Here is a 26,682-nt window from a genome sequence, read left to right on the forward strand (position 1 = left end):
TTCGATCTGCGCTACGGACATCGCCCACCTGACAAGAGGTGGGGGCGTCCAACACGGGTGCAGTGACGATGCGGATGGGAACAACCACAATGACAGAACTCGCGGATCGGATGTCTTCGGATCGTCCGACCTCCCCTGCAGGCCGTCGAAGTGCGCGGCTGCCCCGCGATGCCAGGCGGGCGCAACTGCTCGCTGCGGCCAGCGAGGTCTTCGTGACCCGCGGCTATCACGCGTCGGGGATGGACGAGATAGCCGAATGCGCCGGCGTCAGCAAGCCGGTTCTGTACCAGCACTTCCCCGGGAAGCTCGAGCTCTACCTCGCGGTTCTGCAGAGTTATGTCGACACCTTGATCGCCGGCGTACGGCAAGCACTCCGGTCCACGACCGACAACCGCAAGCGCGTCCGAGCGGCGGTGCTCGCGTTCTACGACTTCGTCGACACCGACACTCAGGGATTCCGTCTCGTATTCGAGTCGGACCTCATGGGCGATCCCCAGGTGAACGCGCGCGTCGAGCAGGCCACCGAAGCGTGCGTGGACGCCGTGTTCGACCTCGTCGCTCACGATTCCGGCCTGGATCCCTACCGGGCGCGAGTGCTGGCAGTCGGTCTGGTCGGCGCCAGCCAGTTCACCGCACGGTATTGGCTCGAGGCGGACCGGCCCATCTCGAAGGAAGACGCCGTCGACACGACCGTGTCGTTGGCCTGGGGCGGCCTGTCTCACGTCCCCCTCCAGGCGCCCTGACAGGCGCACCACGTGTCACGAAAAAGTCCGCGTATCGAATGCGATACGCGGACTTTTTTCGTGTCGGTGGCCAGCAGCACCTGACCGCCGGCCTCGCCTCTAGCTGGGTGCGAAACCGACCTTGCGAGCGTCAGCGGGGCCGATCTCGACGTATGCCACCTTCGCCGACTGCACGAGGTATTTGCGTCCCTTGTCGTCGACGAGTGCGAGCACATCCTTCTTGCCAGCGAGAGCGTCGGCGACGAGCGCCTCGACCTCGGACGGCGACTGGTCGCTGTTCACCACGAGCTCGCGCGAGCTTTCCGACACACCGATCTTGACCTCCACGGCCAACCTCCGAACTCATAGACAACTTCAGCTGCTCCGCCCAGGCTAGTGCAGTCCGGGGTCGGGAGGCTCATCCCGCCGCTGTGCTGTCAGCGAACACTCTCGCCGGGCGCAGACCACCCAGCCCGCGATTCAGACGAGACCGAGTACACGCATGCGCTCGGCGTGCTGCTCCTGCATCCGGTCGAACAGTGCGGCTACCCCGTTCAGATCGCCGGACGCAGTGATGACCAGGTCGGTCAGGCTCTCCCTCTGGGCCAGAACGTACTGCGCCTGCGTGATCGCCTCACCGAGCAGCCGCCGACCCCACAGCATCAACCGCGCCTTGTCCTGGGAGCTCGCCTGCACACGGGTGAGCACCTCGTGGACGACGAACTCGGAATGCCCGGTTTCGGCCAGCACCTCGCGAACGGTCGACGCGACCGCTGGGTCCAACGTGTGCGCGATCTCGCGGTAGAAGTCGGCAGCGAGTCCGTCGCCCACGTGAGCCTTGACAAGGACCTCGAGCCAGGTCGAGGGGTTCGTCGACGCGTGATAGTCGTCGAGCGCGCGCACGAACGGATCCATCGCCGCGTACACCTCGACACCGCGGTCGGACAGCGCCTCCACCAGGGATTCGAAATGGCTCATCTCGGCTGCAGCCATACTCGCCAAAGCGACGCGGCCCCGCATGGACGGAGCCATCCGAGCGTCCTCTGCGAGTCGGTAGAAAGCCGAGATCTCTCCGTAGGCGAGCACGGCGTACAGCTCCGAGACCCCCGGGTGATCGAACGCTATCCGCACCTCCGCAGCGGTGTCGGCCGGAGATGCTTCGTCGGTGATCGATTCAGGCGAGTGGGCTCCCATGTGGTCGATCGTAGTCGTGCGCCACCGCTCCCCGCGCGGCCCGCGTACACACGCGTCTTCGACCTCCGACCCGGCCCACTCGACCAGCACGTCCCGCCTCGATGGGTGGTTTGAGTGCTCCGCGAGCTATCATGGTGGCGGATCGTCGCCCCGTGCCGATAACATGCACGATTTCCACGCGAAGGTCCCGCAATGTGTGCGCACCTGATTCGGGTCGCTACGACTGCTTCGCCCGTCGAGTTCTGCACAAGTTCCTCCGACACGGCTGAGGCTCGACGCGACATCACATCGGATCGAGGGCATCGACTTCGGCCGGCAATAGGCCTGTGCCCTTCCTTGTGCGTGCGTGTGACCACGAGGAAGGCCAGAACACTGAGCAAAATCGTTATAGACCAAGAATCCGAGACCGGCGACACCACGTTGTCCGCCCAACTCGACGACACCCACGTTCCTCCGACATTCGCCGAGCTCGGCGTCCGCGAGGACATCGTCCGTTCGCTGACCGATATCGGCATCGAGCGGACGTTCGCGATCCAGGAGCTGACCCTTCCGCTGGCGATCGCCGGCGACGATCTCATCGGTCAGGCACGTACCGGCATGGGAAAGACCTTCGGCTTCGGTGTCCCGCTCCTTCATCGCATCACCACCCCGGACTCCGGCACCACCCCGCTGGACGGCACGCCGCGCGCACTGATCATTGTTCCTACTCGGGAACTGTGTGTTCAGGTCAGCTCCGATCTGTCGAACGCGGCGAAGCACTTGAAGTCGAAGAACGGCCCCGTCGAGATTCTCTCGATCTATGGTGGGCGGCCGTACGAAAGCCAGATCAGCGCGTTGCAGAAGGGCGTCGACGTCGTAGTGGGCACTCCAGGTCGCCTGCTGGACCTGGCAAAGCAGGGTCATCTCATCCTGGGCAAGGTCGGCGTGCTCGTCCTCGACGAGGCCGACGAAATGCTCGACCTGGGGTTCCTGCCCGATATCGAGCGAATTCTCGGCATGGTGCCCGACAGGCGGCAGACCATGCTCTTCTCGGCGACGATGCCTGGCCCCATCATCACTCTGGCCCGCACGTTCCTCACGCAGCCCACGCACATTCGAGCCGAAGAGGCCGAGTCCTCGGCTGTACACGACCGCACCGCGCAGCACATCTATCGTGCGCACGCCCTCGACAAAGTCGAAATGGTCTCGAAGGTGCTCCAGGCCAACGGTCGCGGCGCAACGATGATCTTCACTCGGACCAAACGCACCGCCCAGAAAGTCGCGGACGAGCTCCTCGAACGGGGTTTCGCCGTCGGCGCAGTGCACGGTGACCTCGGACAGATTCAGCGCGAGAAGGCGCTCAAGAAGTTCCGCACCGGCGGGATCGATGTTCTCGTCGCAACCGACGTCGCTGCCCGCGGTATCGACATCGACGACGTCACTCACGTCATCAACTACCAGTGCCCGGAGGACGAGAAGACCTTCGTGCACCGCATCGGGCGGACCGGTCGCGCCGGTCGAACCGGAATCGCAGTGACGCTCGTCGACTGGGACGACATCCCTCGCTGGCAGCTCATCGACAAGGCTCTCAACCTGGGCATCCCGGACCCGGTGGAGACGTACTCGAGCTCGCCGCACCTGTTCGAGGAACTCGACATACCGACCGATGTAGCCGGTTCGGTGAAAAAGGCTCCGGCACCGCGGTCGGCGGATTCGCGCGCCGAGGCAGCGGAGTCCGCACCGACCGATATGACGGCCGGCGCGCCGTCTGCCGATGCGGAGACCGCGGGCGAGCGCCCATCGAAGCCTCGCCGGGCACGTTCTCGTCGGCGTACCCGCGCGGGACAGTCGGCGACTGCCGAATCGACCGGTGGGTCCTCGGACGTTGCAGCCGATCGCTCCGATATCGAGCCCAGGTCGGCCGGGTCTTCCGAGGCCGACGCCAGCGAGGACCGTTCCGAGGACGGTGCACCGCGGCGCCGACGTAGACGTCGGCGCTCCTCGGCATCGGCGTCGTCCAGCACGAGCGCAGCCGAGTAGTCTTCGTTCGTGCTGGTACCCGAACGTCGTCGACGATCCGACTTGGTCGTCGCGGCGATCATCGTGACGGTCGCGTCACTCGTCCTCGGATTGATCTGGCTCGGAAGCGATGCGCGCGGCACGACGTCGGTGACAGCTCAGTCTCCTCTACCTCCGACACAGGCGGCTTCGACTGTGCCTGCGTCTTTGTCGGAGCTGTGGCGGGCTCACAGTCCGGCCACATCGACGCCCGTGGTGGCCGGCGGCGCTGTGGTCGCGGCCGACGGCGGCAGCGTGGCCGGTTTCGATCCGGCGACCGGTTCGCGGGCCTGGGAGTACAGCCGAGACAGATCGCTGTGCGACATCGTCGGCGCCTGGGACTCCGCCGTCGCGGTGTACCGAGACGAGCGGGGATGTTCTCAGGTCACCGAACTGAATGGATCAACCGGTGCCCGCGAGAAGCAGCGCACCTCCGACGCGGACGCCGCGATCGAGCTCAGCGAAGATGGGACCTACGTCACCTCGAGAGGTGACACGAGGCTGGAGGTGTGGCGCTCCGATCTGGTCCGCACCCTCGAATACGGCAGAGTCGATGCACCGGTCAATCCGGATGGCCAACCCAGATCCGGATGCACCCTGCTTTCCTCGGCATCGAACAGCTCTCGCCTTGCCGTTCTCGAAAGTTGTCCCGGGGACGCTGCGGCCAGGCTGACCACGCTCCATCCCGCACCCGAGGATCCGCGGGAACCGGAGGAGTTCGGCTCGACTGTCGTGACCGCGTTGACCGGCGCAGACGGACCGATAGCCGGTGCGGCTGTCCTGGCCACAGTGGGTGACCGCGTGGCTGTCGCCATACCCGAACATGATGGCGCTCCGGCAGCAGTGGCTCTGTTCGATGGTGTTTCCGCGCCCGTGATGGAATTCGACCTACCCGAGGAGCTGACGGACGGCTCCGAGTTCGACCAGTCCCCTGCCGTGATCGACGCGGCGAGTGTCTTCAGTTGGTGGACCGGAGCGGGAACGGTTGCGCTGGCGCTGGGCGATCTGTCCCCTCGGTGGATGATGCCGGGGGCACTCGGACCGGGGGCACTCATGGCTGGACGATTGTTGATTCCGGTACCGGGTGGCATTGCCGTCGTCGAGGCCGAGACAGGTTCGATCGAGCAGACCATTGCATTCGATCGTGGCGATTACTCCGGGCCGGTCTCCACGGCCGTGATCGGCGATGTCGTCGTCGAGCAACGCGGCGACGAACTGGTCGCGCTCACCGCCGACCGCTGAGCCGTCTGGCGATCGAGCGCAGCGTCAGTCGGCGGGCGAGTAGGTCGCGAGCGGCGAACCCTTCTGCCAGTGGGCCAACAAGTTCTCGGCAAGTTCGCGATATGCGATCGCGCCCTTGTTCTTTCGTCCGGTCAGGACGGTGGACCCGGATGCCGATGCTTCCGCGAAGCGCACGGTCCGCGGGATCGGCGGCGCCAGAACCGGAAGATCGTAGCGATCGGATACGTCACCGAGCACGTCGCGACTATGCGTGGTCCGTGCGTCGAACAACGTCGGCAATGCCCCTAGCAGTGTGAGGTCCGGGTTGGTGATCTGCTGGACCTCGGACACGGTCCGCAGCAGCTGACCGACCCCCCGATGAGCCAACGTCTCGCACTGAAGCGGAACCAACACCGATTGCGCCGCGGTCAGGCCGTTCAGCGTCAGAACACCGAGGGACGGCGGGCAGTCGATGATGACCACGTCGAAGTCGTCGACGATCGGGGCCAACGCTCTCTTGAGGGCGTACTCGCGCCCGGCACGCATCAGTAGCAGCGCTTCCGCCCCGGCGAGATCGATGGTGGCGGGCAGCAGCATGATGCCCTCGGCCGTCTCGATGAGAACGTCGGCAGCGTCGGCGTCCCCGGTGAGTACCTCGTGCACCGAGGAGTCGAGTTTGTCCGGGTTGTGCCCCAGAGAGAAGGTCAGACACCCTTGCGGGTCGAGGTCCACCACGAGGACTCGTTGTCCGAGCGCATGCAACGCGGCCGCAAGAGACGCCACCGTGGTGGTCTTTGCGACGCCGCCCTTCTGGTTGGCAACCGCTAGTACTGTCGTCACAGGCTAGATCCTTGCCTACATCTGCTCGCAGAGCCAGGGACCGACAGTTGTGGGCGAGTCGGACTATGAGACTCGACACGGCATCATGTCCAGCATGACCGCAATCGACATTCCCTCCGGACGCATCGTGCTACTGCGCCACGGCCAGACCGACTGGGCGAGAACCGGCCGCCACACAGGGAAGACGGATGTACCGCTTACGAACATCGGCGAGGAGCAGGCGGTGGCTGCGGGAGAATTGATCGGCGAGTTGGATCTTCGGACGCCGCTCGTTGTCAGCAGCCCTCGTGCGCGTGCGAGGAGAACGGCTGAGCTGGCCGGCTTGACGGTCGATCGTGAGTGGGATGCGCTCTCGGAGTGGGACTACGGCGACTACGAAGGTCTGACGACTCCTGAGATTCGCCGAACGGTGCCGCAGTGGACGGTGTGGACGTACCCGTGCCCGGGCGGCGAGACTGCGCACGAGACATCCGCTCGAGCCGACCTGGTTCTCGAGGTAGCCCTCGCGGCGCTCGCGGACAGGGACGTGGTGCTCGTCGGACACGGACATTTCTCGAGAGTGTTGTTGACGCGCTGGCTGGAGCTCCCGATCACCGAGGGGAAGCGTTTCGCCATGTCACCCGCGGCGTATTCGGTACTGGGCTTCGAGCATTCGTTTCGGCAGTTGATCGTTCACAACATCCACCCGTCGGTTCGAACCGGCAGGGATCACCGGACCGAGGACGTACGCACCTAGGCCGCGTCGTCGCCGTGGTCGTGGGCGTATTCGGCGGCCATCCACTGCGAGGACGGTGGACTGAACAGCAGCACGAGGATGGCGAGCACACCGATTCCGAGCAGAGCGCCGTAGAGGGGTTGATGCGAGTCGGTGAGCAGTGCCCACACCACCGGCAGCAGAAGCAGTTGCACGACGAGGGCGACGGCGCGTGCCCACCGCTTGCCCAGGACGAGCGCTATGCCTGCCGCTCCGACGATGATTCCGATCATCGCGAACCATCCTGCTGTGCCGTAGCCGTTTGCCACGGCGTCCTGCACTCCGTTTACCGCTCGCACCACTAGGACGACGGCCGCGACGAGGGCGATGAAGCCTTCGAGTGCGACGAGGACACCAGCGGCCCTGAACGTCGAGGGTGGCACCTGGGGCAAGGATGGCGTCGACACCGGGCCAGCCTAGAACACGTTTCCGACCAGATAGGCAGGAGTGGAGCCAGCGGAACGACCCAACGGGCAGGAGTGGAGCCAGCGGAACGACCAGATAGGCAGGAGTGGAGCCAGCGGAACGACCCAACGGGCAGGAGTGGAGCCAGCGGAACGACCCGTTAGGCTGATCTCCCGTGCGCGCGCTGCTGATTGTCAACCCGAATGCGACGTCGACGACCCCGGCTGCGCGGGATCTTCTGGCGCACGCTCTGTCGAGCCGTGTTCGTGTCACTGTCGCCCATACGACGCACCGGGACCACGCTGCGGAGCTTGCCCGTGAGGCTCGTGAGGATGGCGTCGGGTTGGTCATCGTGCACGGCGGTGACGGCACCGTCAACGAGGTGATCAATGGTCTGCTCGGTGTGCCGTTGCCGAAGTCGATGCGTTCGGTGACCATCGGCGCAATTCCTCCGTTGGCTGTGGTGCCCGGAGGAAGCGCCAATGTGTTCGCGCGGTCGCTGGGGATCGAATCGGATCCGGTGGCGGCGACCAATCAGTTGATCGATCTTCTGACAGCGCGGTCGCGTCGGACGATCGGGCTCGGTCACTGCGACAACCGGTGGTTCACCTTCAACGCGGGTCTCGGACTGGACGCTGAGGTGTGCCAGGCGATCGACGCGAGCCGCAAGGAGGGAAAGCCGGTGTCGGCGACTCGGTATGTGCGGGCAGCGGTCGGCGCATTCTTCCGTAACAAACGTCACGATCCGAGGTTGACGGTCGAGATTCCGGACCATGATCCGGTGACGGGTGTTCATTACGCTTTTGTTTCGAACTCGAGTCCGTGGACGTACCTCGACGAGCGGCCGGTCGAGACGAATCCCGGTACGTCGTTCGACACCGGCCTCGGCCTGTTTGCGATGACGACAACGAAGGTACTACCGACTCTGATGTTGTCACGGAAACTGTTGTCGCCCGGATCGAATCTGAAGTCTCGCAATCTTTTTCGGGTGGACGACGTCCCAAGGATTCGTATCACCGCCAGCGAACCCATCGGTTTGCAGATGGATGGTGACTTCATCGGGATGCGCACGGAAGCGGAGTTCTTCGCGACACCAGCAGCGCTGGAAGTGGTGGCGCCGACACCGCTTCCACGGTGAGATTCGCTCGATAATCGGCCGCCGACGAGGCGATACGTGAGAGTTTCGGTGGAAAACTTCTGCGCGAACGCCGCCAGGCGAGTACAAAGGTGCAGAGGAAGCTGAATGCAGCCTAACAGAGTGAGCTTGACCACGGTCACGCGGCTATCTATTGACTTCCCCTAAGTTCGTGAAAGCATTCACAAGCAACAGTGCGGAAACATTGCATACGCACAAGTGAACGACAGCGGAATCTAGAACGAACAACGAAGATGAAATCGAAACGGCGCTTCGGCGCCCGGTAAGGAGCAGAGGATGGACTGGCGCCACAAGGCTATTTGTCGCGATGAAGATCCGGAGCTATTTTTCCCTGTGGGAAACAGTGGTCCGGCGCTCGCGCAGATCGCCGATGCCAAGGTCGTCTGCACGCGGTGTCCTGTCACTGCCGAGTGCCTGTCCTGGGCTCTCGAGTCCGGCCAGGATGCCGGCGTATGGGGCGGCATGAGCGAGGACGAGCGTCGCGCTCTCAAGCGTCGCAACGCACGGACGCGGGCTCGTAGCTCCGTCTGATGCCTGTCGGTGTGCACGCAAGTGCACTCCACTGACGACACCCGCATTACAGAGAACGATCTCGGTGCAGAAAACAAGGAACCCGGCTCACTCGAAAGAGAAGCCGGGTTTTTTGCATCCGATCTCGCGATCACAGGCGCGGGGCACGCCGTCCCAATGGGACCCTCAGCGATGCATCGGTCCCGCCGCCCGGCGCGGGTCGCAGGCCCAGCGACCCACCCAACTCGACCGAGACGAGCGTGCGCACGATCTGAAGTCCCAGTCCCTCTGACTTCTCCAGCGAGAATCCGGTAGGCAACCCGCGCCCGTCGTCGCCGATGACCACATCCAGCCACCGGGCCGAGCGAACAGCGGAAATGCGGACGATCCCCGCTGTCCCCACGTCGAACCCATGTTCCATTGCGTTCTGCACCAGTTCGGTCAGAACCATCACCAAGGGGGTGGCGCGTTCCGCGGAGAACACGCCGAGCTTTCCCTCTCGAACAACTTGTACGCGCGGGTTCACGGTGGCGACGTCGAGCATGATCGGAACCAGTCGTGCCACGATCTCGTCGAGATCGATCTCCTCGTCCACGGACATCGAGAGCATCTCGTGGACGAGAGCGATCGACGTCACCCGCCGAACGGATTCCGACAAAGCCGTTCGAGCTTCTGCGTTGTCCAAACGGCGAGATTGAAGTCGAAGCAACGCTGCGACAGTCTGCAGATTGTTCTTGACCCGGTGATGGATCTCGCGAATGGTTGCGTCCTTGCTCAGCAACGCGCGGTCTCGACGCTTGACCTCGGTTACATCACGCACAAGCACAACGGCCCCTACGGACCGGCCGTGGGGCCGCAGCGAAAGAGTCCGGATCAGAACTGTCGCTCCTCGCGCATCCGCCTCCATCCGGTGGCCTTCGCTACCGGTGAGCGACGCGCGGATGTGGTCGGCGATCTCTTGTGAGTCGAACGGATCGGTGATCAGGGAACGTGTCACCGCAGCAAGGTCGCGCCCCGACAGTTCGGTCGTCAAGCCCATCCGATGGTAAGCAGAGAGCGCGTTCGGGCTCGCGTACACAACTCGACCCTCGGTATCGAGGCGAATGAACCCGTCACCGGCGCGGGGGGACGAATTGACGTCGGTTCGCTCGACCGGCGACGGGAACGTTCCTTCACTGATCATTCGGCACAGATCATCCGCGCATTCCCGGTACGCGATCTCCAGCGCACTGGGCGGCCTCAGCTGAGTCGGGTTGGTGTCTCGGGTCAGCACCGCGATAACGTGCTCGCTGCACCTGACCGGGACACTCTCCGATGTAGCGCCCTCCCCACGCACGATTTCACGGGTGAGGAGCGAATCGATGACGCTCGGATGCTCGAATTCGGACACGATCGTCCCCACCATGTCCTCGGTGAAAGCGGTGGGTGCCGTGGTGGGCCGACACTGCGCCACGCACAGGACTTTCGCGTCAGGGCTGCTGCCGACATCATCGGTGCCAACCCATAACAGGACGTCGGCGAACGACAGATCCGCCAGCAGTTGCCACTCCCCGACCACCCGCTGCAGGTGGTCCACCGCGTCGCCCGGTAGATCGGTGTGCTCGGCGAGCAGATCACTGAGCGTGGACACGACGCGGCCCGAGACTCAGGACACGACGGCGATGAGATCGCCCTTTTGGATGACGTCACCGACTTCGACGTCGATCTTGCTGACCGTGCCGGCGGCCTCCGCCAACACCGGGATTTCCATCTTCATGGACTCGAGGATGACCAGGGTGTCACCGACCGTGACCGTGTCACCTTCGTCGACGACGATCTGGAACACAGTGGACACCATCTCTGCGCGTACGTCCTCGGCCATGGCAGTTCCTCTCGATCGGGGCTGATTCGCAGCTGGTATCGACCACCCCTGGAAGTACAGCCAATCACACGTGAAAGACTGTAGTGAATCCGCAGAGAGGAACTCATCATGGGTAAGCGTGGGCGCAAGAAGCGCAGTCGTAAGAACAACAAGGCAAACCACGGCAAACGTCCGAACGCCTGACGAGTTGCCGCAAGCACGAAAGAGGCCGGGAAGCGTGAGCTTCCCGGCCTCTTTCGTGTGCAAGCGCCCGCCCGTGAGCGAGACCCTCACCTAGCGGTCGCCCTCAGCCTGCCTGATGAGTACGGTCCGACGAATTTCGACACTGAGTCTCTCGCGAAGTCCTTCGGGGGCCTGATCGCCTCCGCACTTGCGGCTGATCAGACTCTTGACCTTCTCCTCGATGCCGTACACCGCGAAACACGATCCACACTCGTCGATGTGACGTTGCAGTCGCTCACGACTGGCGATGTCGCATTCATTGTCGAGCATCAGCCATACGTCGGCGATGACGGCGGAACAATCGAGTTGCTCGAACTCGCTGCTGCCGTCGTCCGGCGCGCCACCGATGCGCGATGCCTTCTCTGCCTCCGAACTCACTGCGAAACCTCCTGGTCGTGCCTGTCGACCGCGCCGTTGCGATTGAACCCGCGCTCGCGCGCCACACCTGAGAGCAGCCCTCTGAGCTGCTTGCGACCGCGATGCAGCCGCGACATCACAGTTCCGATCGGAGTGCCCATGATTTCGGCGATTTCCTTGTACGGGAAGCCCTCGACGTCGGCGTAGTACACCGCCATTCGGAACTCCTCGGGCAGCGACTGCAATGCGGCTTTGATGTCGTTGTCCGGTAGCGCGTCGAGCGCTTCCACCTCAGCCGAACGAAGACCTGTCGATGTGTGCTCGGCGGTCGCTGCCAGCTGCCAGTCCGTGATCTCGTCCGTCGGATACTGGGCAGGCTGCCTTTGCTTCTTCCGGTACGAGTTGATGTAGGTGTTGGTGAGAATCCGATACAGCCACGCCTTCAGATTGGTTCCTTCGCGGAACGATCTGAAAGCGGAGTACGCCTTGATGTAGGTCTCTTGAACGAGGTCCTCGGCGTCTGCCGGATTACGCGTCATCCGCAGAGCTGCGCCGTAGAGCTGATCCAGCATCGGCAGCGCGTCGCGCTCGAAACGCTCGGTCAGCTGCCTTTCGGACTCGATTTCCGGTTGAGTCGCCTGAGCTGGGCTCTCGACATCCTCCACGCTGATCCCTTCGGTAGCCATGTTCGACCAGGTTACCGCGGGCGTGGACAGATCCTTCACGTAGATCGTGCCGACTTCCGAGCCGGCGCGCGTTGGGCGCCCGATGGTCGTCACCGCCACAGTGGATCCTTCCTCTCAACCTCGTGTGCACACTTGCCGGTGAACACGCTCTTCGACGAAGAACACCGTCAGCTGCCTCGCTGTTCCCGCTCGCTCAGCTCCCTGGTCGCTACAGTGACCACCGTGTCCGCTGCGCCCACCCCTGCCATCGCAGCATTGATCCGCGCAGCAGTCCCCCATCACGTACACACCTACGAGCACGATCCGCGGGCCCAGTCCTACGGAACAGAGGCGTCCGAGCTGCTCTCGGATCGGTTGAAGCTCTCCCCCGACCAAATCTTCAAAACGCTCGTGGTGCGGCGGTCCGACGGCACCCTGGCGGTCGCTGTGCTCCCGGTCACGCGGTCGCTTTCGCTCAAGCGGGCGGCGACAGCGCTCGCGACACGCAAGCTCGTCATGGCCGAACGAGTCGAAGCCGAGCGGTCGACGGGGTACGTCTTCGGCGGGATCTCACCGCTCGGTCAGAAGCGGGCGTTGCCCACCGTCGTCGACGACTCCGCCCTTCGGTGGAGCCGCGTGCTGTGCAGCGGTGGCCGACGTGGGCTCGAGGTGGAACTCGATCCCCGCGAACTGGTACGTCTGACTCGCGCGGTGACTGCTCCCGTGGCGGCGCACTGAGCACGATGCGCAAAGATGGACGGGTGACTACCTGGACCGCGCCGTCGACCTCCGCACCCGTCCACGCGACGGTCGCCCTCCCCGGGTCGAAATCCATCACCAATCGCGCTCTGATCATTTCGGCTCTGGCGAGTGGCGAATCGACCATCTCCGGCGCACTTCGCAGCCGCGACACCGACCTGATGATTTCGGCTCTTCGGCAGATCGGTGTGCGCATCGATATCGACTCGGTCGATCCGACGATGCTGAAGGTGACCAGCGCCCCATTGCACGGCGGCTCCATCGACTGCGGGCTGGCCGGAACGGTCATGAGATTCGTTCCCCCGTTGGCCACCCTGGCGGCGGGCACGGTCTCTTTCGACGGGGACGAACAGGCCCGAACCCGCCCCCTGGACACGATCCTCGGTGCACTGCGATCACTCGGTGCACAGGTCTCCGGAGACGCCCTCCCGTTCACGGTTACCGGCGCAGGCCGGCTCAGAGGTGGGGAAGTCGACATCGACGCCTCGGGATCCTCGCAGTTCGTATCGGGTCTGATGTTGTCGGCGGCCGCCTTCGACGACGGCATCACCGTCCACCACATCGGCAAACCGGTCCCGTCGATGCCGCACATAGAGATGACCGTCGAGATGTTGCGACGCGCCGGTGTTCGGGTCGAGACTCCAGGAGACAGCGGTGACGCAGATACCTGGCGCGTCCGGCCCGGCCAGGTGAATGCCGTGAACTGGGCCATCGAACCGGACCTGTCCAACGCCACACCGTTTCTCGCAGCAGCTGCTGTGACGCGCGGCGAGGTCCGTGTTCCCAACTGGCCTTCTTCGACGACCCAGCCGGGCGACGCGATCCGCGACATCCTCGGGTCGATGGGCGCCGATGTCACCGTGCGCGACGGCACCCTCCTCGTCCGAGGTCCCGGCTCTCTGCACGGCATCGACATCGATCTTCACGAGGTCGGCGAATTGACCCCGACAGTTACCGCGCTCGCCGCGCTGGCCGATGGGCCGTCCCATCTCCGAGGCATCGCACACCTTCGCGGACACGAGACCGACCGACTCGCCGCGCTCGCAACCGAGATCAACAGACTGGGCGGGTCGGCGACGGAGACGGAGGACGGCTTGCGCATCGAGCCGGCACCGCTGCACGGTGGGCTGTGGCACGCTTACGCCGATCATCGGATGGCGACGGCCGGCGCCATCCTCGGACTGGTCGTTCCCGGCGTGGAGGTCGACGACATCGGCACGACGTCGAAGACGCTGCCCGGATTCGAGTCGATGTGGGCGGACATGCTCGCGGGTACGCCTGCGCGGGAAGGGATGTCGTCCTGATCAATCGCCGCTACGACGAATCGGACGTGCGGGTACGTCCGGGGAAAAGCACGCGTCCGCGCACGAAGACGCGGCCGGAACACGCCGACGCGGAATCGGCAATGGTGGTTTCGGTCGATCGGGGACGCTGGGGTTGCGTCCTCGGTGGTGACCCGAGCCGCGGTATCGTCGCGATGCGGGCTCGGGAACTGGGGCGCACTCCCATCGTCGTCGGGGACGACGTCGACATCGTTGGCGATTTGTCCGGCAAAGTCGACACCCTCGCGCGCATCGTAAGGGTGGCAGAGCGCCGCACCGTACTGCGGCGCACGGCCGACGACACCGATCCCTACGAACGGGTCGTCGTTGCCAACGCCGAGCAGTTGTTGGTGGTCGCCGCGCTGGCAGACCCACCGCCGCGCACCGGGTTCGTCGAACGCGCCCTGGTCGCCGCGTACGTAGGCGGGCTCGAGCCCATCCTGTGCCTGACGAAGAGCGACCTGGCCGACCCTGCCGAGTTCACCGCCGCCTTCGCCGATCTCGATGTGCCCGTGATCCTCGCCGGGCAGAGCGAGGATCTGACCGAACTGACAGCCACTCTGAACAACAAGCTCACCGCGCTGATCGGCCACTCGGGCGTCGGAAAGTCGACGTTGGTAAACAGGCTGGTCCCCGACGCTCACAGGGCGACAGGGGTCGTCTCAGGCGTCGGCAAAGGTCGACACACCTCGACGCAGTCGGTGGCGTTGCCGCTGCCGGGCGGCGGATGGGTGGTCGATACACCGGGGATCCGCTCGTTCGGGCTTGCCCACATCTCGCCGGAAAACGTTGTCGCTGCGTTCTCGGACCTCGCCGAGGCGATCTCGAACTGTCCGCGTGGTTGCACGCATCTCGGACCACCTGCAGATCCGGAATGCGCTCTCGACGGGCTGACGGGAGACGCAGCTCGCCGCGTCAGCGCAGTACGACTGCTGCTCGAAGCCGTACGCACGAACGACGCCTGGTAGTCGTCGCTACCAGGCGTCGTTCATCTTGCTGTACGGCTCTATTGCTATGCGGCTCTCTTTGCGATGAGTCCGCGTAGGCCCTTCTTCTTCTTCGATTCCGCGATGGCAGTACGAAGGCCGCGGCGTTTTCCGGTCTCGGGATCGACGGTCAGGAATCCGGCTGTGCCGCCCGCGAACTTACGTTCGGACGCCGTTTCAGGGGCGTCGTCGGCCGTGGCTCGTAGGTACTTGTTGGGCAGCGAAAGCTTGGCTATGGTCCGCCACGACAGTAGGTACTGCTTTCCGATCGACCCGGTCGTGTACGGCAGGTCGTACTTCTCGGCAAGTTCGAGCACACGCACCTTGATCTCCCGCAAGCGATTGCTGGGAAGATCGGGGAAGAGATGATGTTCGATCTGGTAGCAGAGATTGCCGCTCATGAACTCCATGACCGGCCCAGCCTCGAAATTCGCACTGCCGAGCATCTGTCGCAGATACCACTGGCCCTGAGTCTCGCCCTCCATGTCGGCCTTGGTGAACTTCTCTGCGCCGTCCGGGAAGTGGCCGCAGAAGATCACGGTGTTCGTCCAGACGTTGCGGATCATGTTGGCCACGATGTTGGCGGTGAGGGTGCTCTTCCACGCGGGTCCGGTCAGCGCCGGGTACATCACGTAGTCCTTGGCGATCTGCTTGCCGATCTTCTCGAGCACCTCGCGACGCTTGCGTTCGAATTCCTCGCGCGGGATCCGCCCCTTGGCTACCTTGCCGAGTTCCAAATGCTGTGCAGCGACGCCGTATTCGAAGAACAGCTGCAACAGCAGGTTGTACACGGGGTTGCCCAGATTGAACGGCTTCCAGCGCTGATCGCGGGTGACGCGCAGCAGTCCGTAGCCCACATCGTCGTCCATCCCGAGCACGTTGGTGTACTTGTGGTGGATGTAGTTGTGGGTCTGCTTCCAGTGTGCCGACGGGCCCGTGTTGTCCCACTCCCACGACGTGGAATGCACCTCGGGGTCGTTCATCCAGTCCCACTGCCCGTGCATCACGTTGTGCCCGAGTTCCATGTTCTCGATGATTTTCGCCGCACCGAGCATGCCGGTGCCGAGCAGCCAAGCCGGGCGTCTACGGCTGGCGAAGAGAACGGCGCGACCGCCGATCTCGAGCGAGCGCTGCAGACGGATGGTGTTGCGGATGTACCTGGCATCGCGCTCGCCGCGCGAGGACTCGATGTCGCGGCGGATGGCATCGAGCTCGACGCCGAGCGCTTCGACGTCGGCGTCGGTGAGATGCGCGTATTCTTTGATGTCCGAAATCGCCATGGGTTGAAGCCCTCCCGGCAGTCGTCGGTGATGCACTTGGTGCACGTTCGTCCACCACCGTACCGCAACCTACGGTTGCGTAGGTTACGACTGCGTAGGTGTGACTGACCTCACCCTATTGCGCTGAGCTTGCCGCATCAACTTGGCCTGCCGCTTGGCTTCCTTCTTCGCATTCCGAAGCGAGACCCGCGCCTCTGCGATCGCCGACCGCAATCCCCGTCGCTTACCCGTCAACGGGTCGATCCGTAGCGCATGCACGGTGGAGGCTTCACCCGAGCGGAAACGGCGTTCCGAACTGGTCTCGGGAGCGTTGTCCGATGTCGCGCGCAGCCATTGATCGGGTAGCGAGAGTTTGTGAATGGTGCGCAGCGCCAGCAGGTACTGCTTGCCTAGCGACCCCGTCGTGTAGGGGAGGTCGTACTTCTCACACAACGCATGCACGCGCTCCGATATCTCCTGATAGCGGTTGCTGGGCAGGTCCGGGAACATGTGGTGCTCGATCTGATAGCACAGGTTTCCACTCATGAAGGCCATGACCTTGCCGGCATCGAAGTTCGCGCTACCGAGCATTTGCCGCAGGTACCACTCGGCCCGCGTCTCCTTCTCGAACTGGCCCATCGTGAACTTCTCGGCGCCATCCGGGAAGTGGCCACAGAAGATCACGGCGTACGCCCACAGATTCCGGACGAGGTTCGCAGTAGCGTTCGCCGTCATCGTGCTCTTCCACGCCGGCCCGCTCAAAGCCGGGAACAACACGAAGTCCTTGCCCACCTGCCGCGCAATCTTTCGCCCAAAAGCGAGGTGCGCCGGGGACTTCCAGATCCGCTTCTTGTCTCCACCGTCGAGTCGCTTCTGCGCATCGAGATCGTGTAGCGCGATGCCCCACTCGAATGTCGTAGCGAGCACCACGTTGGCGAGCGGCTGCAGCAGGTTGATCGGTTTCCACGGCTCGTCGCGGGTCATCCTCAGGATGCCGAAGCCGATGTCGTGGTCCATACCGACGATGTTGGTGTACGTGTGATGCGAGTAGTTGTGCGCGCGCTTCCACTGCTCGGACGGACCGGTCTGGTCCCATTCCCAAGACACGGAGTGGATCTCGGGATCGTTCATCCAGTCCCACTGACCGTGCATGACGTTGTGCCCGAGTTCCATGTTCTCGATGATCTTGGACACACTCAACATTGCCGTGCCGATCAACCACGCCGGGCGATACTTGCTGCCCAGCAACACCGCTCGTCCCCCGAGCTCCAAGCTCCGCTGGAGCCGGATGGTACGGCGAATATATGCGGCATCCTTCTCGCCGCGTGAATCCTCTATGTCGCGGCGTACCGCGTCGAGTTCGCGTCCGAAGGATTCCAGGTCTTCTTCGGTGAGGTGTGCGAACTCCTTGATGTCCGTGATGGCCATCGTGGTCCTCCAGAATTAAGGGGCGTTTCTCGAACGATACGTTCGCGTTATGACGCCGTTATCAGCGTAACCGAGTTTGCTGTGAAAGCCGTGTGTGCTCGTTCACCGACGACACCGGACCTACTCCGTCAGAGCTCGAGGGTGCAATCACCGGCAGCGGCGGAGATGCAGGTCTGAACGCGCTCGCCTTCACCGTGTTCCTTGCCGGATCGAAGATCGATCACGTGGCCCGCTGTCAGCGGAACCACACACGTCTGGCAGATTCCCATGCGGCATCCGAACGGCATTTGGACACCGAGGTTTTCACCGGCTTCGAGCAAAGTGGTGGCACCGTCCACGTTTGCGGAACGATCGGATTTCGAGAAAGTCACCGTGCCACCTTTGCCGGAAGTGTCGGCGCGGGCGATCTCGAACCGTTCGAGGTGAAGCTTGTCCTCGATGCCCTCGTGCTTCCACGTCCGCTCGATGTCCTCGAGAAGCGCGGCCGGCCCGCACGCCCAGGTCTGACGAGTCCTCCAGTCCGGATACATCTCGTCGAGAGAGGCCAGCGCGAATTTGCCATCGGATCTGGTCAGCTGAATGTGCGAGGTGAACTGGGGATGACTCGACGCAAGAGCGCTGAGTTCGTCGCCGAACATCACTTCGTCCTCTGTCGGAGCGGAATGAATGTGCACCGTGTCCGGCATGTCACCGTGACGGTCCAGGGTACGCAGCATCGACATGATGGGCGTGATTCCGCTACCGGCAGTGACGAACAAAATCTTGTTCGGTGGGGGCGTCGGCAGGGCGAAGTTTCCCTTGGGCGCAGCGAGGCGCACGATGGTTCCGTGCGGAACGCCGCCGACGAGGTGGCTGGAAAGAAAACCCTCTGGCATTGCCTTGACCGTGATCGAGATCAACTTCTCGTCCCAGTTGGGCGGCGAGGTCAACGAGTACGAACGCCAATGCCAGCGGCCGCCGATGTGAAGGCCGATGCCGATGTACTGGCCGGGCTGGTAATCGAAGTTGAATCCCCATCCGGGCTGGATGACCAGCGTCACCGCTGTCGCAGTCTCCTTCTTGACTCCCACGACTCGGCCTCGCAGTTCACGGGCCGACCAGAGCGGATTGGCAAGATGGAGGTAGTCATCGGGAAGCAGCGGAGTGGTGATGCGAGTGAAGGCACCACGAAGCAGGTTGAGCTTGGGCCGCTTCGGCGCGGAAACACCCGCGGCCGGGGCCTCCAACCACTTCTTGAGATCCATCCGGTATTTCATCCCCTCGCTCGATACACTTGTCCGAACTCCTCGCAGGACGCCTCATGTCGAACGCCCCCTGCCAGGTTACGCTACCGTAGGTTACCGGGAAGTTGGCTGCAGTCAGAGAAATTCCAGCAGAAACTGTAGTTCCTGCGTCGCATACCAGGCGAGAGTGTGATCTTCAGCGTCTCCCAGCACGAACTCGGCGTCCGCGTCACCCATGTCCGCCGCATCGATGATCGATACCGCCTTCTCGACCGCGGGCTCGGCCGCCTCGAGGTCGACGTGCACGGACGCAACCTGATCCATTCGCAAGGGTTCCTTCAGCCGCACCACGGAGTCGTCCAGGTCCGGCCGCAACGTCGGATCGTCGACATCCGCAGCGATCACGGCCCGACGGAACACAGCATCGCCGCGATCCTCGCCATCCTCATGATCGTCGAGGGCCGCAGCAACGAGACGCAGCGACGCCCTCGCCGCCTCGTTCATCGCCACCTCAGCCAGTTCTTCATCGTCGCCGGACGAATAAGCCTCACGGAGCGTCGGCGTCACCGAGAAGGCAGTGCGACTGACCGGATGGAACTCTCCGTCGGCAACCAAGGTGCGCAGCATGGCAACCGTTGCCGGGACATAGACCCTCACGCGGACCTCACACTCTCGATTCGTTGCTGGCGTCGATCAGTTCCTCCAGCGCTTCGAACAGCAATGCCGTGATCACGTCGACGTCCGGCATCGCACCGCGATCGGCATTGAGACCGAAACACACGAAGCCGTCGTACGAGGTCAGTCCGATACTCAAGGCCTGATTCTCGAACAACGGCGAAACCGGAAACATCTCCAACATACGGGCACCGCCGACGTACAGCGGAAACTGAGGACCCGGCGCGTTGGTGATGATCAAGTTGAACAGACGCTGCGAGAGCCGGCTGCCGGCGCGGGCCCCCATCGCGTGCAGACTCGCCGGAGCAAAACCAGAGATCGTCATCAGCGTCTGCGCGGTGACGCCCGGAGACTGCTTTGCGTGAGCCTCGGTCGCGTGAGCGATGTGCGACAGTCGCACCACGGCGTTGGGCTCGCCGACCGGCAGGTCCACCAGGAAGGATGAGACCTCGCTGCGCAGCTGCGCATCCGTTGGCTCCCCCTCGTGGTCGCCACTCAGCCGATCTGCGTACTGGTCGTAGCCTGCACCCTCGTCCGAGACGTACACGGACATCGGAACCATCGCTCGCACCGTCGATGATGCCGTCACCGGTTCGCCTCGGGAGAGCAGCCAGTTCCGCAGCGCTCCAGTGACCACGGCGAGAACGACGTCGTTGATCGAGCACCCGAACCGGGTGTGGATCCGCCGATAGTCCGACAATTCTGTCTTCGCAACCGCGAAGCGTCGGTTGCGGGAGATCGGTGCGTTCAACGGACTCGAGGGCGCAACCTGCGCTGCGGTGCGAACCAGCGAGAACACCTTGCCCGACGCCGCCAGCACGCCACCTGCCACGCCCGCGAGACCGGCTGCGGCACCGCGGAGGACCTCGACGCTCTCGTTCGGCGACGCAATCAACTCGGTGATCGCGTCGAGGACCAGCGCGGATTCCTTCGGCTCCCGAGCCGGCATCCACAACTCCTCCGCCATGGCGACCGGGCTCTTGCTCGCGTCGAGAATCACCTGGCCGATTTCGAGAGCCTTCTCCCCGTCCACCAGCGCGGAATGCGACTTGGTGAAGATCGCAAACCGGTTCTTCGTCAAACCCTCGACCAGATACATCTCCCACAGGGGCCGCGACCGATCGAGGGGCCTCGACGTCAGCCTGGCGACCAGGTCGTGCAGCTGCTCGTCCGTACCCGGCTTCGGAAGGGCAGATCGACGGATGTGGTAGGTGATATCGAAATCGCTGTCGTCCACCCACACTGGGCGAGCCAGGCCGAATGCCACTTCGCGGACTTTCTGCCGGTAGCGCGGCACCAGGACCAACCGCTGCTCGACAAGCGAAAGCAACTTCTCGTAGCTGAAGCCGCTGCGTGGAGTCCGGAACACAGCGAGCGAACCGAGGTGCATGGGTGTACTGCTCGCCTCGAGATAGTAGAACGACGCGTCCTGCGTTGTCAGCCTGTTCGCCATCGTGTGTACCGGTCCCCCGCTCTGGCTAGTCCGCACCGGACATCATTGTTCCCGGGATTCCGGAAAGCGTCCTGCGCTTGTCGAACCTAGACGAACCACGAGGCTACAGCCATCCGGCCCGAAAGCAGTGGAACCGATGGGCACGCCGATCCGTCTGAATTGAAGACAGGGCCCGATACACGCCAAGAGGTCCTCCGACAACAAAGGAGCGCCGTGGAGACGACGAACGGTTTCACTTCCTATTCTTTCGTCAGGCCTGCCCCGGTCTTCGAACCTCCAGCCGACGGCCACTGCCTCTGCAGTACCCGAAACACCGCCCGGTGCAGTCGATCTTCGGAGAACACCGTTCGCTCCGGCAGCGACCGTAGAAGACCGTTTGCGCGAAGTCTTGGGACGCATCACGGGCCGGCCCGACACGACGCCGCCCGACGCGACGTGGATGTGCCGGAGGATGCGCGCCGAGGCGCGGAGCAGGCGCTGAGACTGCTACTGGAGGTGCTCGACCACCGACGGCCCGCCGAGAAGATGGGCAAGCTCTTCGCCCCCAATGTGGTCGAAGCGATCAAGACGATCGCCTCGACCCACCCGCCGGGACGCCGTCTGGGGCCGGCGTCGCTGCGCCGGGTTCACATCGCACGCTCGGCCCCCGACGCCGCTGAAGTGTTCGGTACTTACGCGCGGGGTCCGCGGGTGTTCGCGGTGGCGGCTCGCCTGGAGTATCGGGCGACCACTCGCAGAACAGGATGGACGATCACATCACTGCGGGTCTGCTGACCGCACAGCGACAGACCGGCCGCCCTAGCGCTTCTTCTTCCCCCTCGACGACTTTGGTGACTTGGCCTGCGCTCGAGCGGCCTCGCGTCGTTCACGGCGCGTCCCCTGCGCGGCCGCATTCCCACCCGTCGCCGCACCGGCTGCGCCACCCGTTCGGCGGACGGCCGTCCCGCCATCCTCGGCCGGACCCGAGAACGTCAGACGCTCTTCAGGCCGCTCGTCGAGCCCCTTTGCGCGGAGCGCAGTGGGCACCGGCGCTGCGGCAGTCTTCGCGGGTTCTTCTTCGCTCGGCGCCGGCGCAGGCTTGCTCGCACCGAGCGATACGGCCGCGGGCGCCTTCGGCGGCGCGGAACTCTTGGTTCCGCCCGCCCCCACAGGCGAGGCAAGTCCGGGCGACACAGTCAGACCGGCACCGCGAGCCGGTCCCGCCGGCGCTGGTGTTGCTTCGACCTGAAGGTTGAACAGAAAGCCGACAGATTCTTCTTTCAACCCCTCGAGCATGCCCTGGAACATGTCGTAGCCTTCGCGCTGATACTCCACCAGCGGATCGCGCTGGGCCATCGCGCGCAGACCGATCCCTTCCTTCAGGTAGTCCATCTCGTAGAGGTGCTCGCGCCACTTGCGGTCCAGAACCGACAGCAGCACGCGCCGTTCGAGCTGACGCATGCCGTCCGGTCCCGCGATCTCCTCCACCTCGCGTTCACGTCTGGCGTAGGCCGCGCGTGCGTCCGCCAGCAGAGCCTCGAGAAGCTCGTCGCGGCTGAGATCGCTCTTCTCGCCGAGATCGTCTTCGTGCGAGAGCTCCTTGTGGTCGAGTCCCACCGGGTAGAGAGTCCCCAGAGCGGTCCACAGCTGCTCGAGATCCCAATCCTCGACGTATCCCTCGGCTGTCGCGCCATTGACGTAAGCGGTGATCACGTCGGTGATCATGCCTTCGACCTGGCCCTCCATATCAGCGCCTTCGAGGATTCTCCGACGCTCCGCGTAGATGACGGTGCGCTGCTGGTTCATGACCTCGTCGTACTTCAGAACGTTCTTGCGGATTTCGAAGTTCTGTTGCTCGACCTGCGTCTGTGCGCTCTTGATGGCCTTGGAGACCATCTTGGCTTCGATGGGGACGTCGTCCGGCAGGTTCAGCCTCGTCATGATCGACTCGAGCGCACCGCCGTTGAACCGACGCATCAACTCGTCGCCGAGCGAAAGGTAGAAGCGGGATTCACCCGGATCGCCCTGACGACCCGATCGGCCGCGGAGCTGATTGTCGATGCGGCGCGAATCGTGCCTCTCGGTGCCGAGAACGTAGAGTCCGCCGGCGTCGCGGACAGTCTCGGCGTCAGCTTTCACCTGCTCCTTGACCGCCTCGAGACTGGTGTCCCACTCCGCCTGATACTCCTCCGGCGTCTCGACCGGATCCAGGCCCTTCTTGCGAAGCGCGAGGTCGGTGAGGATGTCCGGGTTGCCACCGAGCACGACGTCGGTACCGCGACCCGCCATGTTGGTGGCGACGGTGACGGCGCCGAGTCGTCCGGCCTCGGCGACGATCGTTGCTTCCTGTTCGTGGAACTTGGCATTGAGAACGCTGTGCACGACACCGCGTTTGGTGAACTGCTTGGACAGATACTCCGAGCGTTCCACGCTGGTGGTGCCGATCAGAACCGGCTGGCCCTTACCATGCCGCTCGACGACGTCGTTGACCACAGCATCGAACTTGGCCTCTTCTGTCTTGTAGATCAAGTCTCCGTTGTCCACCCGAACCATCGGACGGTTCGTCGGAATCGGGATGACACCCAGACCGTAGATCTGGTGGAGTTCGGCGGCCTCGGTCTGGGCGGTGCCCGTCATCCCGGACAGCTTGTCGTAGAGGCGGAAGTAGTTCTGCAGGGTGATCGTGGCCAGAGTTTGGTTCTCGGCTTTGATCTCCACCTTCTCCTTGGCCTCGATGGCCTGGTGCATGCCCTCGTTGTAACGGCGGCCCACGAGAATGCGACCGGTGAACTCGTCGACGATGATGACCTCGCCGTCGCGAACGATGTAGTCCTTGTCCTTGGCGTACAGCTCTTTGGCCTTGATGGCGTTGTTGAGGTAGTTCACCAGAGGCGAGTTCGCTGCCTCGTACAGGTTGTCGATACCGAGCTGGTCCTCGACGAGCTCGACTCCCGCTTCGTGCACACCGATGGTGCGCTTGCGAATGTCCACCTCGTAGTGGACATCGCTTTTCATCATCGGCACGATTCGGGCGAACTCGCCGTACCACTTCGAGGAGGCGTCGGCCGGACCCGAGATGATCAAGGGTGTACGCGCCTCGTCGATGAGGATCGAGTCGACCTCGTCGACCACCGCAAAATTGTGACCGCGCTGGACCAGGTCGTCCAGCGAGTGGGTCATGTTGTCACGCAGATAGTCGAAGCCGAACTCGTTGTTCGTCCCGTACGTGATGTCGGCGGCATACGCAGCCCGGCGTTCCGCGGGTGTCATGCCCGCGAGAATCACGTCGACCTCGAGGCCCAGGAAGCGGTGGACGCGGCCCATCCATTCCGAGTCGCGCTTGGCCAGGTAGTCGTTGACGGTGACCACGTGGACACCTTCGTCGGAGATCGCATTGAGATACGCAGGCAGAACGCAGGTCAGCGTCTTGCCCTCGCCTGTCTTCATCTCGGCGATGTTGCCGAAGTGCAGCGCTGCACCACCCATGACCTGGACGTCGAAATGTCGCTGCGAGAGCACCCTCCACGACGCTTCCCGCGCAACGGAGAAGGCCTCGGGCAGGAGTTCGTCGAGGGATTCGCCGCCGGAGTAGCGCTTCTTGAACTCGGCGGTCTTCGCTCTCAGTTCCTCGTCGGACAAGCCCTCGACATCCGGGGACAGAGTGGACACGTGGTCAGCGATGTTCTTGAGTCGCTTGACCATGCGACCTTCACCAACACGGAGCAGCTTGGAAAACGACAGCGAAGGCACGGGCTTTCTCGTCCTCGATCCTCGGTTACTGATACTGGGCAAAAACTGATACTGGCAAAAACTGTTGCGGCGCGCCGCTCTGCGACACACACGGGGACTACACGAGCACTCGCGATCTGCATGCAGACGCGGTCCCGCGCGTCCATGGTAGGCGTTCTCGCGCGACCCACAGTAGACCCACCGCAGTCGAACAGGCCCGACCTGGGGTTTGCTTCCCAAGTCGGGCCTGTCTGTGTCAGCGAATCGGTGCGCTCAGGTCAGCCTGATGAGCCCGTAGTCGAATGCGTGCCGCCGGTAGACCACCGAGGGTCGATCGGTGGCGCTGTCATGGAACAGGTAGAAGTCGTGCCCGACGAGTTCCATTTCGTAGAGTGCGTCGTCGACACTCATCGGGGCTGCAGAGTGAACCTTGGTGCGAACGATCTGGCCGGGTCCGGTGGGCTCGTCTTCGAACGTGTCCAGGCGAGTCTCGGGGTCGAGCGCCAGACTGTCGTCCTCGGCCAATTCGGCGGTGGCTTCGGCTACCGAGACCGGGGTCTTCTCGCCGTAGTGGACCTTGCGGCGGTCCTTGGTCCGTCGCAGCCGGTTTTCCAGTTTCGACGTCACCGATTCGAGGGCCGCGTAGAAGCTGTCGGCGCTCGCCTCGGCACGGACGACAGGTCCTTTGCCCTTGGCCGTGATTTCGACGCGCTGGCACGCCTTGGCCTGTCGGCGGTTGCGTTCGTGCTGAAGTTCGACGTCGAACAAATAGATGGAGGGGTCGAATCGCTCGAGCCTGGAGAGCTTGTCGGACACGTATATCCGGAAGTGATCCGGGATTTCGACGTTGCGGCCTTTGACCACAACGTCCGCCTGGGTCTTGCTGGATTCGTCCGTTGGCTTCTCGTCGAAGAAGACCGATTCTTGTGAAGGGGTCGTCACGCGTACCTCCCGATATCGGCCGCGCCGCCGGTGCGACGCGGTGAATGCTCATTGCCGAGTGGGGAACCATCCGGCATCATTTTCGGCCGCATCACCTCCGCTGACGAGAAGTCGCAAACGCCCCGTCCGCACTACTAGGGCGTGTTCGCGACGTTAGTCCGTCATGGGCCGGTCTGCCACTGTTCACCCGAAATTCGGGCGTGGCGGTCGAATACGTGTAGTGCTCACACCGCCGCGACGACGAGGACGCCGTCGGTTCGGATGCCGAAGGAGGAGAGGACGCGCACGGATTCGCATGCGGTCGCACCGGTGGTCAGAACATCGTCGACGAGCAGGATCGTCCGGTCCCGAGGCTGAACCGTGGCGGGCGGTTCATCCCACCGCGCAGGCAAGAAGTCGATCCTTCCAGCCACGTTTGCAGCTCTCGCCGCAGCCCCCAGACCGACGGAATCGCGCACCCCCCTGCGCATTCGCAGCACCTGCGGCACCGAAACATGCTCCGGCGCCAGCACCCCGGCGGCCGCCCGAGCGAGGCGTTCGACGGGATCGCCACCGCGGCCGCGGGCAGCACGTGCACGCGTCGGTGCCGGGACGAGAACGAGGTCGGCGAGTTGGGGCGGGTCTACGTGACCGAGGGTGCGTAGCCGCGCCACAGTGCGGCTCACGGCACGTCCTAGAGGTGCCGCCAGGTCGCGCCTGCCACGTTCCTTCAGCGCCAGCACGGCGCCGCGACGCGGGCCCGTGTACGTTCCCAGCGCCCAACACGGCACGCCGGGATCAACTCGCGGGTGCACTTCGAGTGGGGAGGTCGTCAACTCGTCTTCGCACCGAGCACACCACAGCGTGCCCACTGCTTCACACCCTCCGCATTCACGCGGCAACACCAGATCTAGCATCGACGACAGTACAGAGGTCATGTCGCGCAGTATTTCTCACAGGTACGACATCTCACACAGGTGCGACATCTCACACAGTTACGACAC

26 protein-coding genes are annotated in these 26,682 nt (G+C 63.7%); 10 read left to right on the forward strand and 16 right to left on the reverse strand.

Going from position 1 to position 26,682, the window contains the following annotated elements; translation table 11 throughout:
• Window positions 1-89 precede the first annotated feature (89 nt).
• Window positions 90-743, forward strand: coding sequence for a TetR/AcrR family transcriptional regulator (locus tag J1M86_RS21175; RefSeq protein ID WP_206511255.1), 654 nt, complete (start codon window positions 90-92; stop codon window positions 741-743).
• Window positions 744-842: 99 nt separating this feature from the next.
• Here J1M86_RS21175 and J1M86_RS21180 read toward each other — a convergent pair whose 3' ends face one another.
• Together J1M86_RS21180 and J1M86_RS21185 are read right to left on the reverse strand one after the other, a co-directional pair.
• The gene (locus tag J1M86_RS21180) at window positions 843-1,070 is read right to left on the reverse strand and encodes a DUF3107 domain-containing protein (RefSeq protein ID WP_187346778.1); all 228 of its coding nucleotides are present in this window, start codon (window positions 1,068-1,070) and stop codon (window positions 843-845) included.
• A 132-nt stretch (window positions 1,071-1,202) separates the two neighbouring features.
• On the reverse strand, window positions 1,203-1,916 hold the full coding sequence (locus tag J1M86_RS21185; RefSeq protein WP_075839822.1) for a ferritin-like fold-containing protein: 714 nt from the start codon (window positions 1,914-1,916) through the stop codon (window positions 1,203-1,205).
• Window positions 1,917-2,258: 342 nt separating this feature from the next.
• Between J1M86_RS21185 and J1M86_RS21190 the strand changes: the two genes are divergently transcribed.
• The gene (locus tag J1M86_RS21190) at window positions 2,259-3,935 is read left to right on the forward strand and encodes a DEAD/DEAH box helicase (protein ID WP_206511256.1); all 1,677 of its coding nucleotides are present in this window, start codon (window positions 2,259-2,261) and stop codon (window positions 3,933-3,935) included.
• Window positions 3,936-3,944: 9 nt separating this feature from the next.
• Window positions 3,945-5,195 (forward strand): hypothetical protein, encoded by a 1,251-nt coding sequence (locus J1M86_RS21195; protein WP_206511257.1) that lies wholly within the window; start codon window positions 3,945-3,947, stop codon window positions 5,193-5,195.
• Window positions 5,196-5,219: 24 nt separating this feature from the next.
• Here the strand turns inward: J1M86_RS21195 and J1M86_RS21200 are convergent, their stop codons facing one another.
• Window positions 5,220-6,014: a ParA family protein gene (locus J1M86_RS21200; RefSeq protein WP_206511258.1), complete on the reverse strand. Its 795-nt coding sequence runs from the start codon at window positions 6,012-6,014 to the stop codon at window positions 5,220-5,222.
• Window positions 6,015-6,108: 94 nt separating this feature from the next.
• Between J1M86_RS21200 and J1M86_RS21205 the strand changes: the two genes are divergently transcribed.
• The gene (locus tag J1M86_RS21205) at window positions 6,109-6,750 is read left to right on the forward strand and encodes an acid phosphatase (protein ID WP_206511259.1); all 642 of its coding nucleotides are present in this window, start codon (window positions 6,109-6,111) and stop codon (window positions 6,748-6,750) included.
• Here J1M86_RS21205 and J1M86_RS21210 read toward each other — a convergent pair.
• Window positions 6,747-7,175, reverse strand: coding sequence for a hypothetical protein (locus J1M86_RS21210; RefSeq protein WP_075839806.1), 429 nt, complete (start codon window positions 7,173-7,175; stop codon window positions 6,747-6,749). The genes J1M86_RS21205 and J1M86_RS21210 overlap by 4 nt on opposite strands.
• Window positions 7,176-7,348: 173 nt before the next feature.
• On the opposite strand from J1M86_RS21210, the gene J1M86_RS21215 reads away from it, so the two are divergent.
• Together J1M86_RS21215 and J1M86_RS21220 are read left to right on the forward strand one after the other, a co-directional pair.
• The gene (locus J1M86_RS21215; RefSeq protein WP_206511260.1) at window positions 7,349-8,311 is read left to right on the forward strand and encodes a diacylglycerol kinase family protein; all 963 of its coding nucleotides are present in this window, start codon (window positions 7,349-7,351) and stop codon (window positions 8,309-8,311) included.
• A 294-nt stretch (window positions 8,312-8,605) separates the two neighbouring features.
• Window positions 8,606-8,860, forward strand: a complete 255-nt coding sequence (locus J1M86_RS21220) for a WhiB family transcriptional regulator (RefSeq protein ID WP_026347946.1) — start codon at window positions 8,606-8,608, stop codon at window positions 8,858-8,860.
• Window positions 8,861-8,990: 130 nt separating this feature from the next.
• Here the strand turns inward: J1M86_RS21220 and J1M86_RS21225 are convergent, their stop codons facing one another.
• The 4 genes from J1M86_RS21225 to J1M86_RS21240 all read right to left on the reverse strand — a co-directional run bounded on the left by J1M86_RS21225 (window position 8,991) and on the right by J1M86_RS21240 (window position 11,965).
• Window positions 8,991-10,469: a sensor histidine kinase gene (locus J1M86_RS21225; protein ID WP_206511261.1), complete on the reverse strand. Its 1,479-nt coding sequence runs from the start codon at window positions 10,467-10,469 to the stop codon at window positions 8,991-8,993.
• A 15-nt stretch (window positions 10,470-10,484) separates the two neighbouring features.
• A complete protein-coding gene (locus J1M86_RS21230; RefSeq protein WP_075839804.1) occupies window positions 10,485-10,700 on the reverse strand; it encodes a biotin/lipoyl-binding carrier protein in 216 nt (71 codons plus the stop codon).
• A 273-nt stretch (window positions 10,701-10,973) separates the two neighbouring features.
• Window positions 10,974-11,300 carry a mycothiol system anti-sigma-R factor gene (gene rsrA / locus J1M86_RS21235; protein WP_269417983.1) on the reverse strand — a complete coding sequence of 109 codons (327 nt, stop codon included), beginning with the start codon at window positions 11,298-11,300 and terminating at the stop codon, window positions 10,974-10,976.
• Window positions 11,297-11,965, reverse strand: a complete 669-nt coding sequence (locus tag J1M86_RS21240; RefSeq protein ID WP_075839820.1) for a sigma-70 family RNA polymerase sigma factor — start codon at window positions 11,963-11,965, stop codon at window positions 11,297-11,299. Before J1M86_RS21240 ends, rsrA begins: the two co-directional genes overlap by 4 nt.
• A 222-nt stretch (window positions 11,966-12,187) precedes the next feature.
• On the opposite strand from J1M86_RS21240, the gene J1M86_RS21245 reads away from it, so the two are divergent.
• The 3 genes from J1M86_RS21245 to rsgA are packed head-to-tail and all read left to right on the forward strand — an operon-like array spanning window position 12,188 to window position 14,993.
• Complete coding sequence (locus tag J1M86_RS21245) at window positions 12,188-12,682, forward strand: aminoacyl-tRNA deacylase (protein WP_206511262.1); 495 nt, start codon at window positions 12,188-12,190, stop codon at window positions 12,680-12,682.
• A 5-nt stretch (window positions 12,683-12,687) separates the two neighbouring features.
• Window positions 12,688-14,007, forward strand: coding sequence for a 3-phosphoshikimate 1-carboxyvinyltransferase (gene aroA, locus J1M86_RS21250; RefSeq protein WP_206511263.1), 1,320 nt, complete (start codon window positions 12,688-12,690; stop codon window positions 14,005-14,007).
• On the forward strand, window positions 14,007-14,993 hold the full coding sequence (gene rsgA / locus J1M86_RS21255; protein WP_206511360.1) for a ribosome small subunit-dependent GTPase A: 987 nt from the start codon (window positions 14,007-14,009) through the stop codon (window positions 14,991-14,993). Before aroA ends, rsgA begins: the two co-directional genes overlap by 1 nt.
• A 44-nt stretch (window positions 14,994-15,037) precedes the next feature.
• On the opposite strand, the gene J1M86_RS21260 is transcribed toward rsgA, so the two are convergent.
• From J1M86_RS21260 to J1M86_RS21280, 5 genes are all read right to left on the reverse strand, one after another.
• Entirely contained in the window at window positions 15,038-16,291 is a 1,254-nt protein-coding gene (locus J1M86_RS21260; protein ID WP_206511264.1) for a fatty acid desaturase, read from the reverse strand.
• An 84-nt stretch (window positions 16,292-16,375) separates the two neighbouring features.
• Window positions 16,376-17,698, reverse strand: a complete 1,323-nt coding sequence (locus J1M86_RS21265; protein ID WP_206511265.1) for a fatty acid desaturase — start codon at window positions 17,696-17,698, stop codon at window positions 16,376-16,378.
• A gap of 128 nt (window positions 17,699-17,826) precedes the next feature.
• Window positions 17,827-18,942: a ferredoxin reductase gene (locus J1M86_RS21270; protein WP_075839800.1), complete on the reverse strand. Its 1,116-nt coding sequence runs from the start codon at window positions 18,940-18,942 to the stop codon at window positions 17,827-17,829.
• A 114-nt stretch (window positions 18,943-19,056) separates the two neighbouring features.
• Complete coding sequence (locus J1M86_RS21275) at window positions 19,057-19,548, reverse strand: hypothetical protein (RefSeq protein WP_187346779.1); 492 nt, start codon at window positions 19,546-19,548, stop codon at window positions 19,057-19,059.
• A 37-nt stretch (window positions 19,549-19,585) separates the two neighbouring features.
• On the reverse strand, window positions 19,586-21,049 hold the full coding sequence (locus J1M86_RS21280; RefSeq protein ID WP_206511266.1) for a wax ester/triacylglycerol synthase family O-acyltransferase: 1,464 nt from the start codon (window positions 21,047-21,049) through the stop codon (window positions 19,586-19,588).
• Between the two features lie 435 nt (window positions 21,050-21,484).
• On the opposite strand from J1M86_RS21280, the gene J1M86_RS27025 reads away from it, so the two are divergent.
• On the forward strand, window positions 21,485-21,823 hold the full coding sequence (locus J1M86_RS27025) for an Rv3235 family protein (protein ID WP_368857272.1): 339 nt from the start codon (window positions 21,485-21,487) through the stop codon (window positions 21,821-21,823).
• 24 nt (window positions 21,824-21,847) lie between these two features.
• Here the strand turns inward: J1M86_RS27025 and secA are convergent, their stop codons facing one another.
• The 3 genes from secA to J1M86_RS21300 all read right to left on the reverse strand — a co-directional run bounded on the left by secA (window position 21,848) and on the right by J1M86_RS21300 (window position 26,616).
• Window positions 21,848-24,778, reverse strand: a complete 2,931-nt coding sequence (gene secA / locus J1M86_RS21290; protein ID WP_206511267.1) for a preprotein translocase subunit SecA — start codon at window positions 24,776-24,778, stop codon at window positions 21,848-21,850.
• A gap of 252 nt (window positions 24,779-25,030) precedes the next feature.
• Complete coding sequence (raiA, locus tag J1M86_RS21295) at window positions 25,031-25,699, reverse strand: ribosome-associated translation inhibitor RaiA (protein WP_075839796.1); 669 nt, start codon at window positions 25,697-25,699, stop codon at window positions 25,031-25,033.
• A gap of 224 nt (window positions 25,700-25,923) precedes the next feature.
• The gene (locus J1M86_RS21300) at window positions 25,924-26,616 is read right to left on the reverse strand and encodes a ComF family protein (protein ID WP_206511268.1); all 693 of its coding nucleotides are present in this window, start codon (window positions 26,614-26,616) and stop codon (window positions 25,924-25,926) included.
• Window positions 26,617-26,682: the final 66 nt, after the last annotated feature.

The sequence above is a fragment of the Rhodococcus sp. KRD197 genome (assembly GCF_017168235.1).
In the GTDB taxonomy this organism is placed as follows: Bacteria; Actinomycetota; Actinomycetes; order Mycobacteriales; family Mycobacteriaceae; genus Rhodococcoides.

Bases quoted from the DNA above. Each gene is read 5' to 3' on its own strand.
- J1M86_RS21175 (WP_206511255.1), top strand. From the start codon at position 90: ATGACAGAACTCGCGGATCGGATGTCTTCGGATCGTCCGACCTCCCCT.
- J1M86_RS21185 (WP_075839822.1), bottom strand. From the start codon at position 1,916: ATGGGAGCCCACTCGCCTGAATCGATCACCGACGAAGCATCTCCGGCC.
- J1M86_RS21205 (WP_206511259.1), top strand. From the start codon at position 6,109: ATGACCGCAATCGACATTCCCTCCGGACGCATCGTGCTACTGCGCCAC.
- J1M86_RS21220 (WP_026347946.1), top strand. From the start codon at position 8,606: ATGGACTGGCGCCACAAGGCTATTTGTCGCGATGAAGATCCGGAGCTA.
- J1M86_RS21230 (WP_075839804.1), bottom strand. From the start codon at position 10,700: ATGGCCGAGGACGTACGCGCAGAGATGGTGTCCACTGTGTTCCAGATC.
- J1M86_RS21240 (WP_075839820.1), bottom strand. From the start codon at position 11,965: ATGGCTACCGAAGGGATCAGCGTGGAGGATGTCGAGAGCCCAGCTCAG.
- aroA (WP_206511263.1), top strand. From the start codon at position 12,688: ATGCGCAAAGATGGACGGGTGACTACCTGGACCGCGCCGTCGACCTCC.
- J1M86_RS21260 (WP_206511264.1), bottom strand. From the start codon at position 16,291: ATGGCGATTTCGGACATCAAAGAATACGCGCATCTCACCGACGCCGAC.
- J1M86_RS21265 (WP_206511265.1), bottom strand. From the start codon at position 17,698: ATGGCCATCACGGACATCAAGGAGTTCGCACACCTCACCGAAGAAGAC.
- J1M86_RS21270 (WP_075839800.1), bottom strand. From the start codon at position 18,942: ATGGATCTCAAGAAGTGGTTGGAGGCCCCGGCCGCGGGTGTTTCCGCG.
- J1M86_RS21275 (WP_187346779.1), bottom strand. From the start codon at position 19,548: ATGCTGCGCACCTTGGTTGCCGACGGAGAGTTCCATCCGGTCAGTCGC.
- J1M86_RS21280 (WP_206511266.1), bottom strand. From the start codon at position 21,049: ATGGCGAACAGGCTGACAACGCAGGACGCGTCGTTCTACTATCTCGAG.
- J1M86_RS21300 (WP_206511268.1), bottom strand. From the start codon at position 26,616: ATGACCTCTGTACTGTCGTCGATGCTAGATCTGGTGTTGCCGCGTGAA.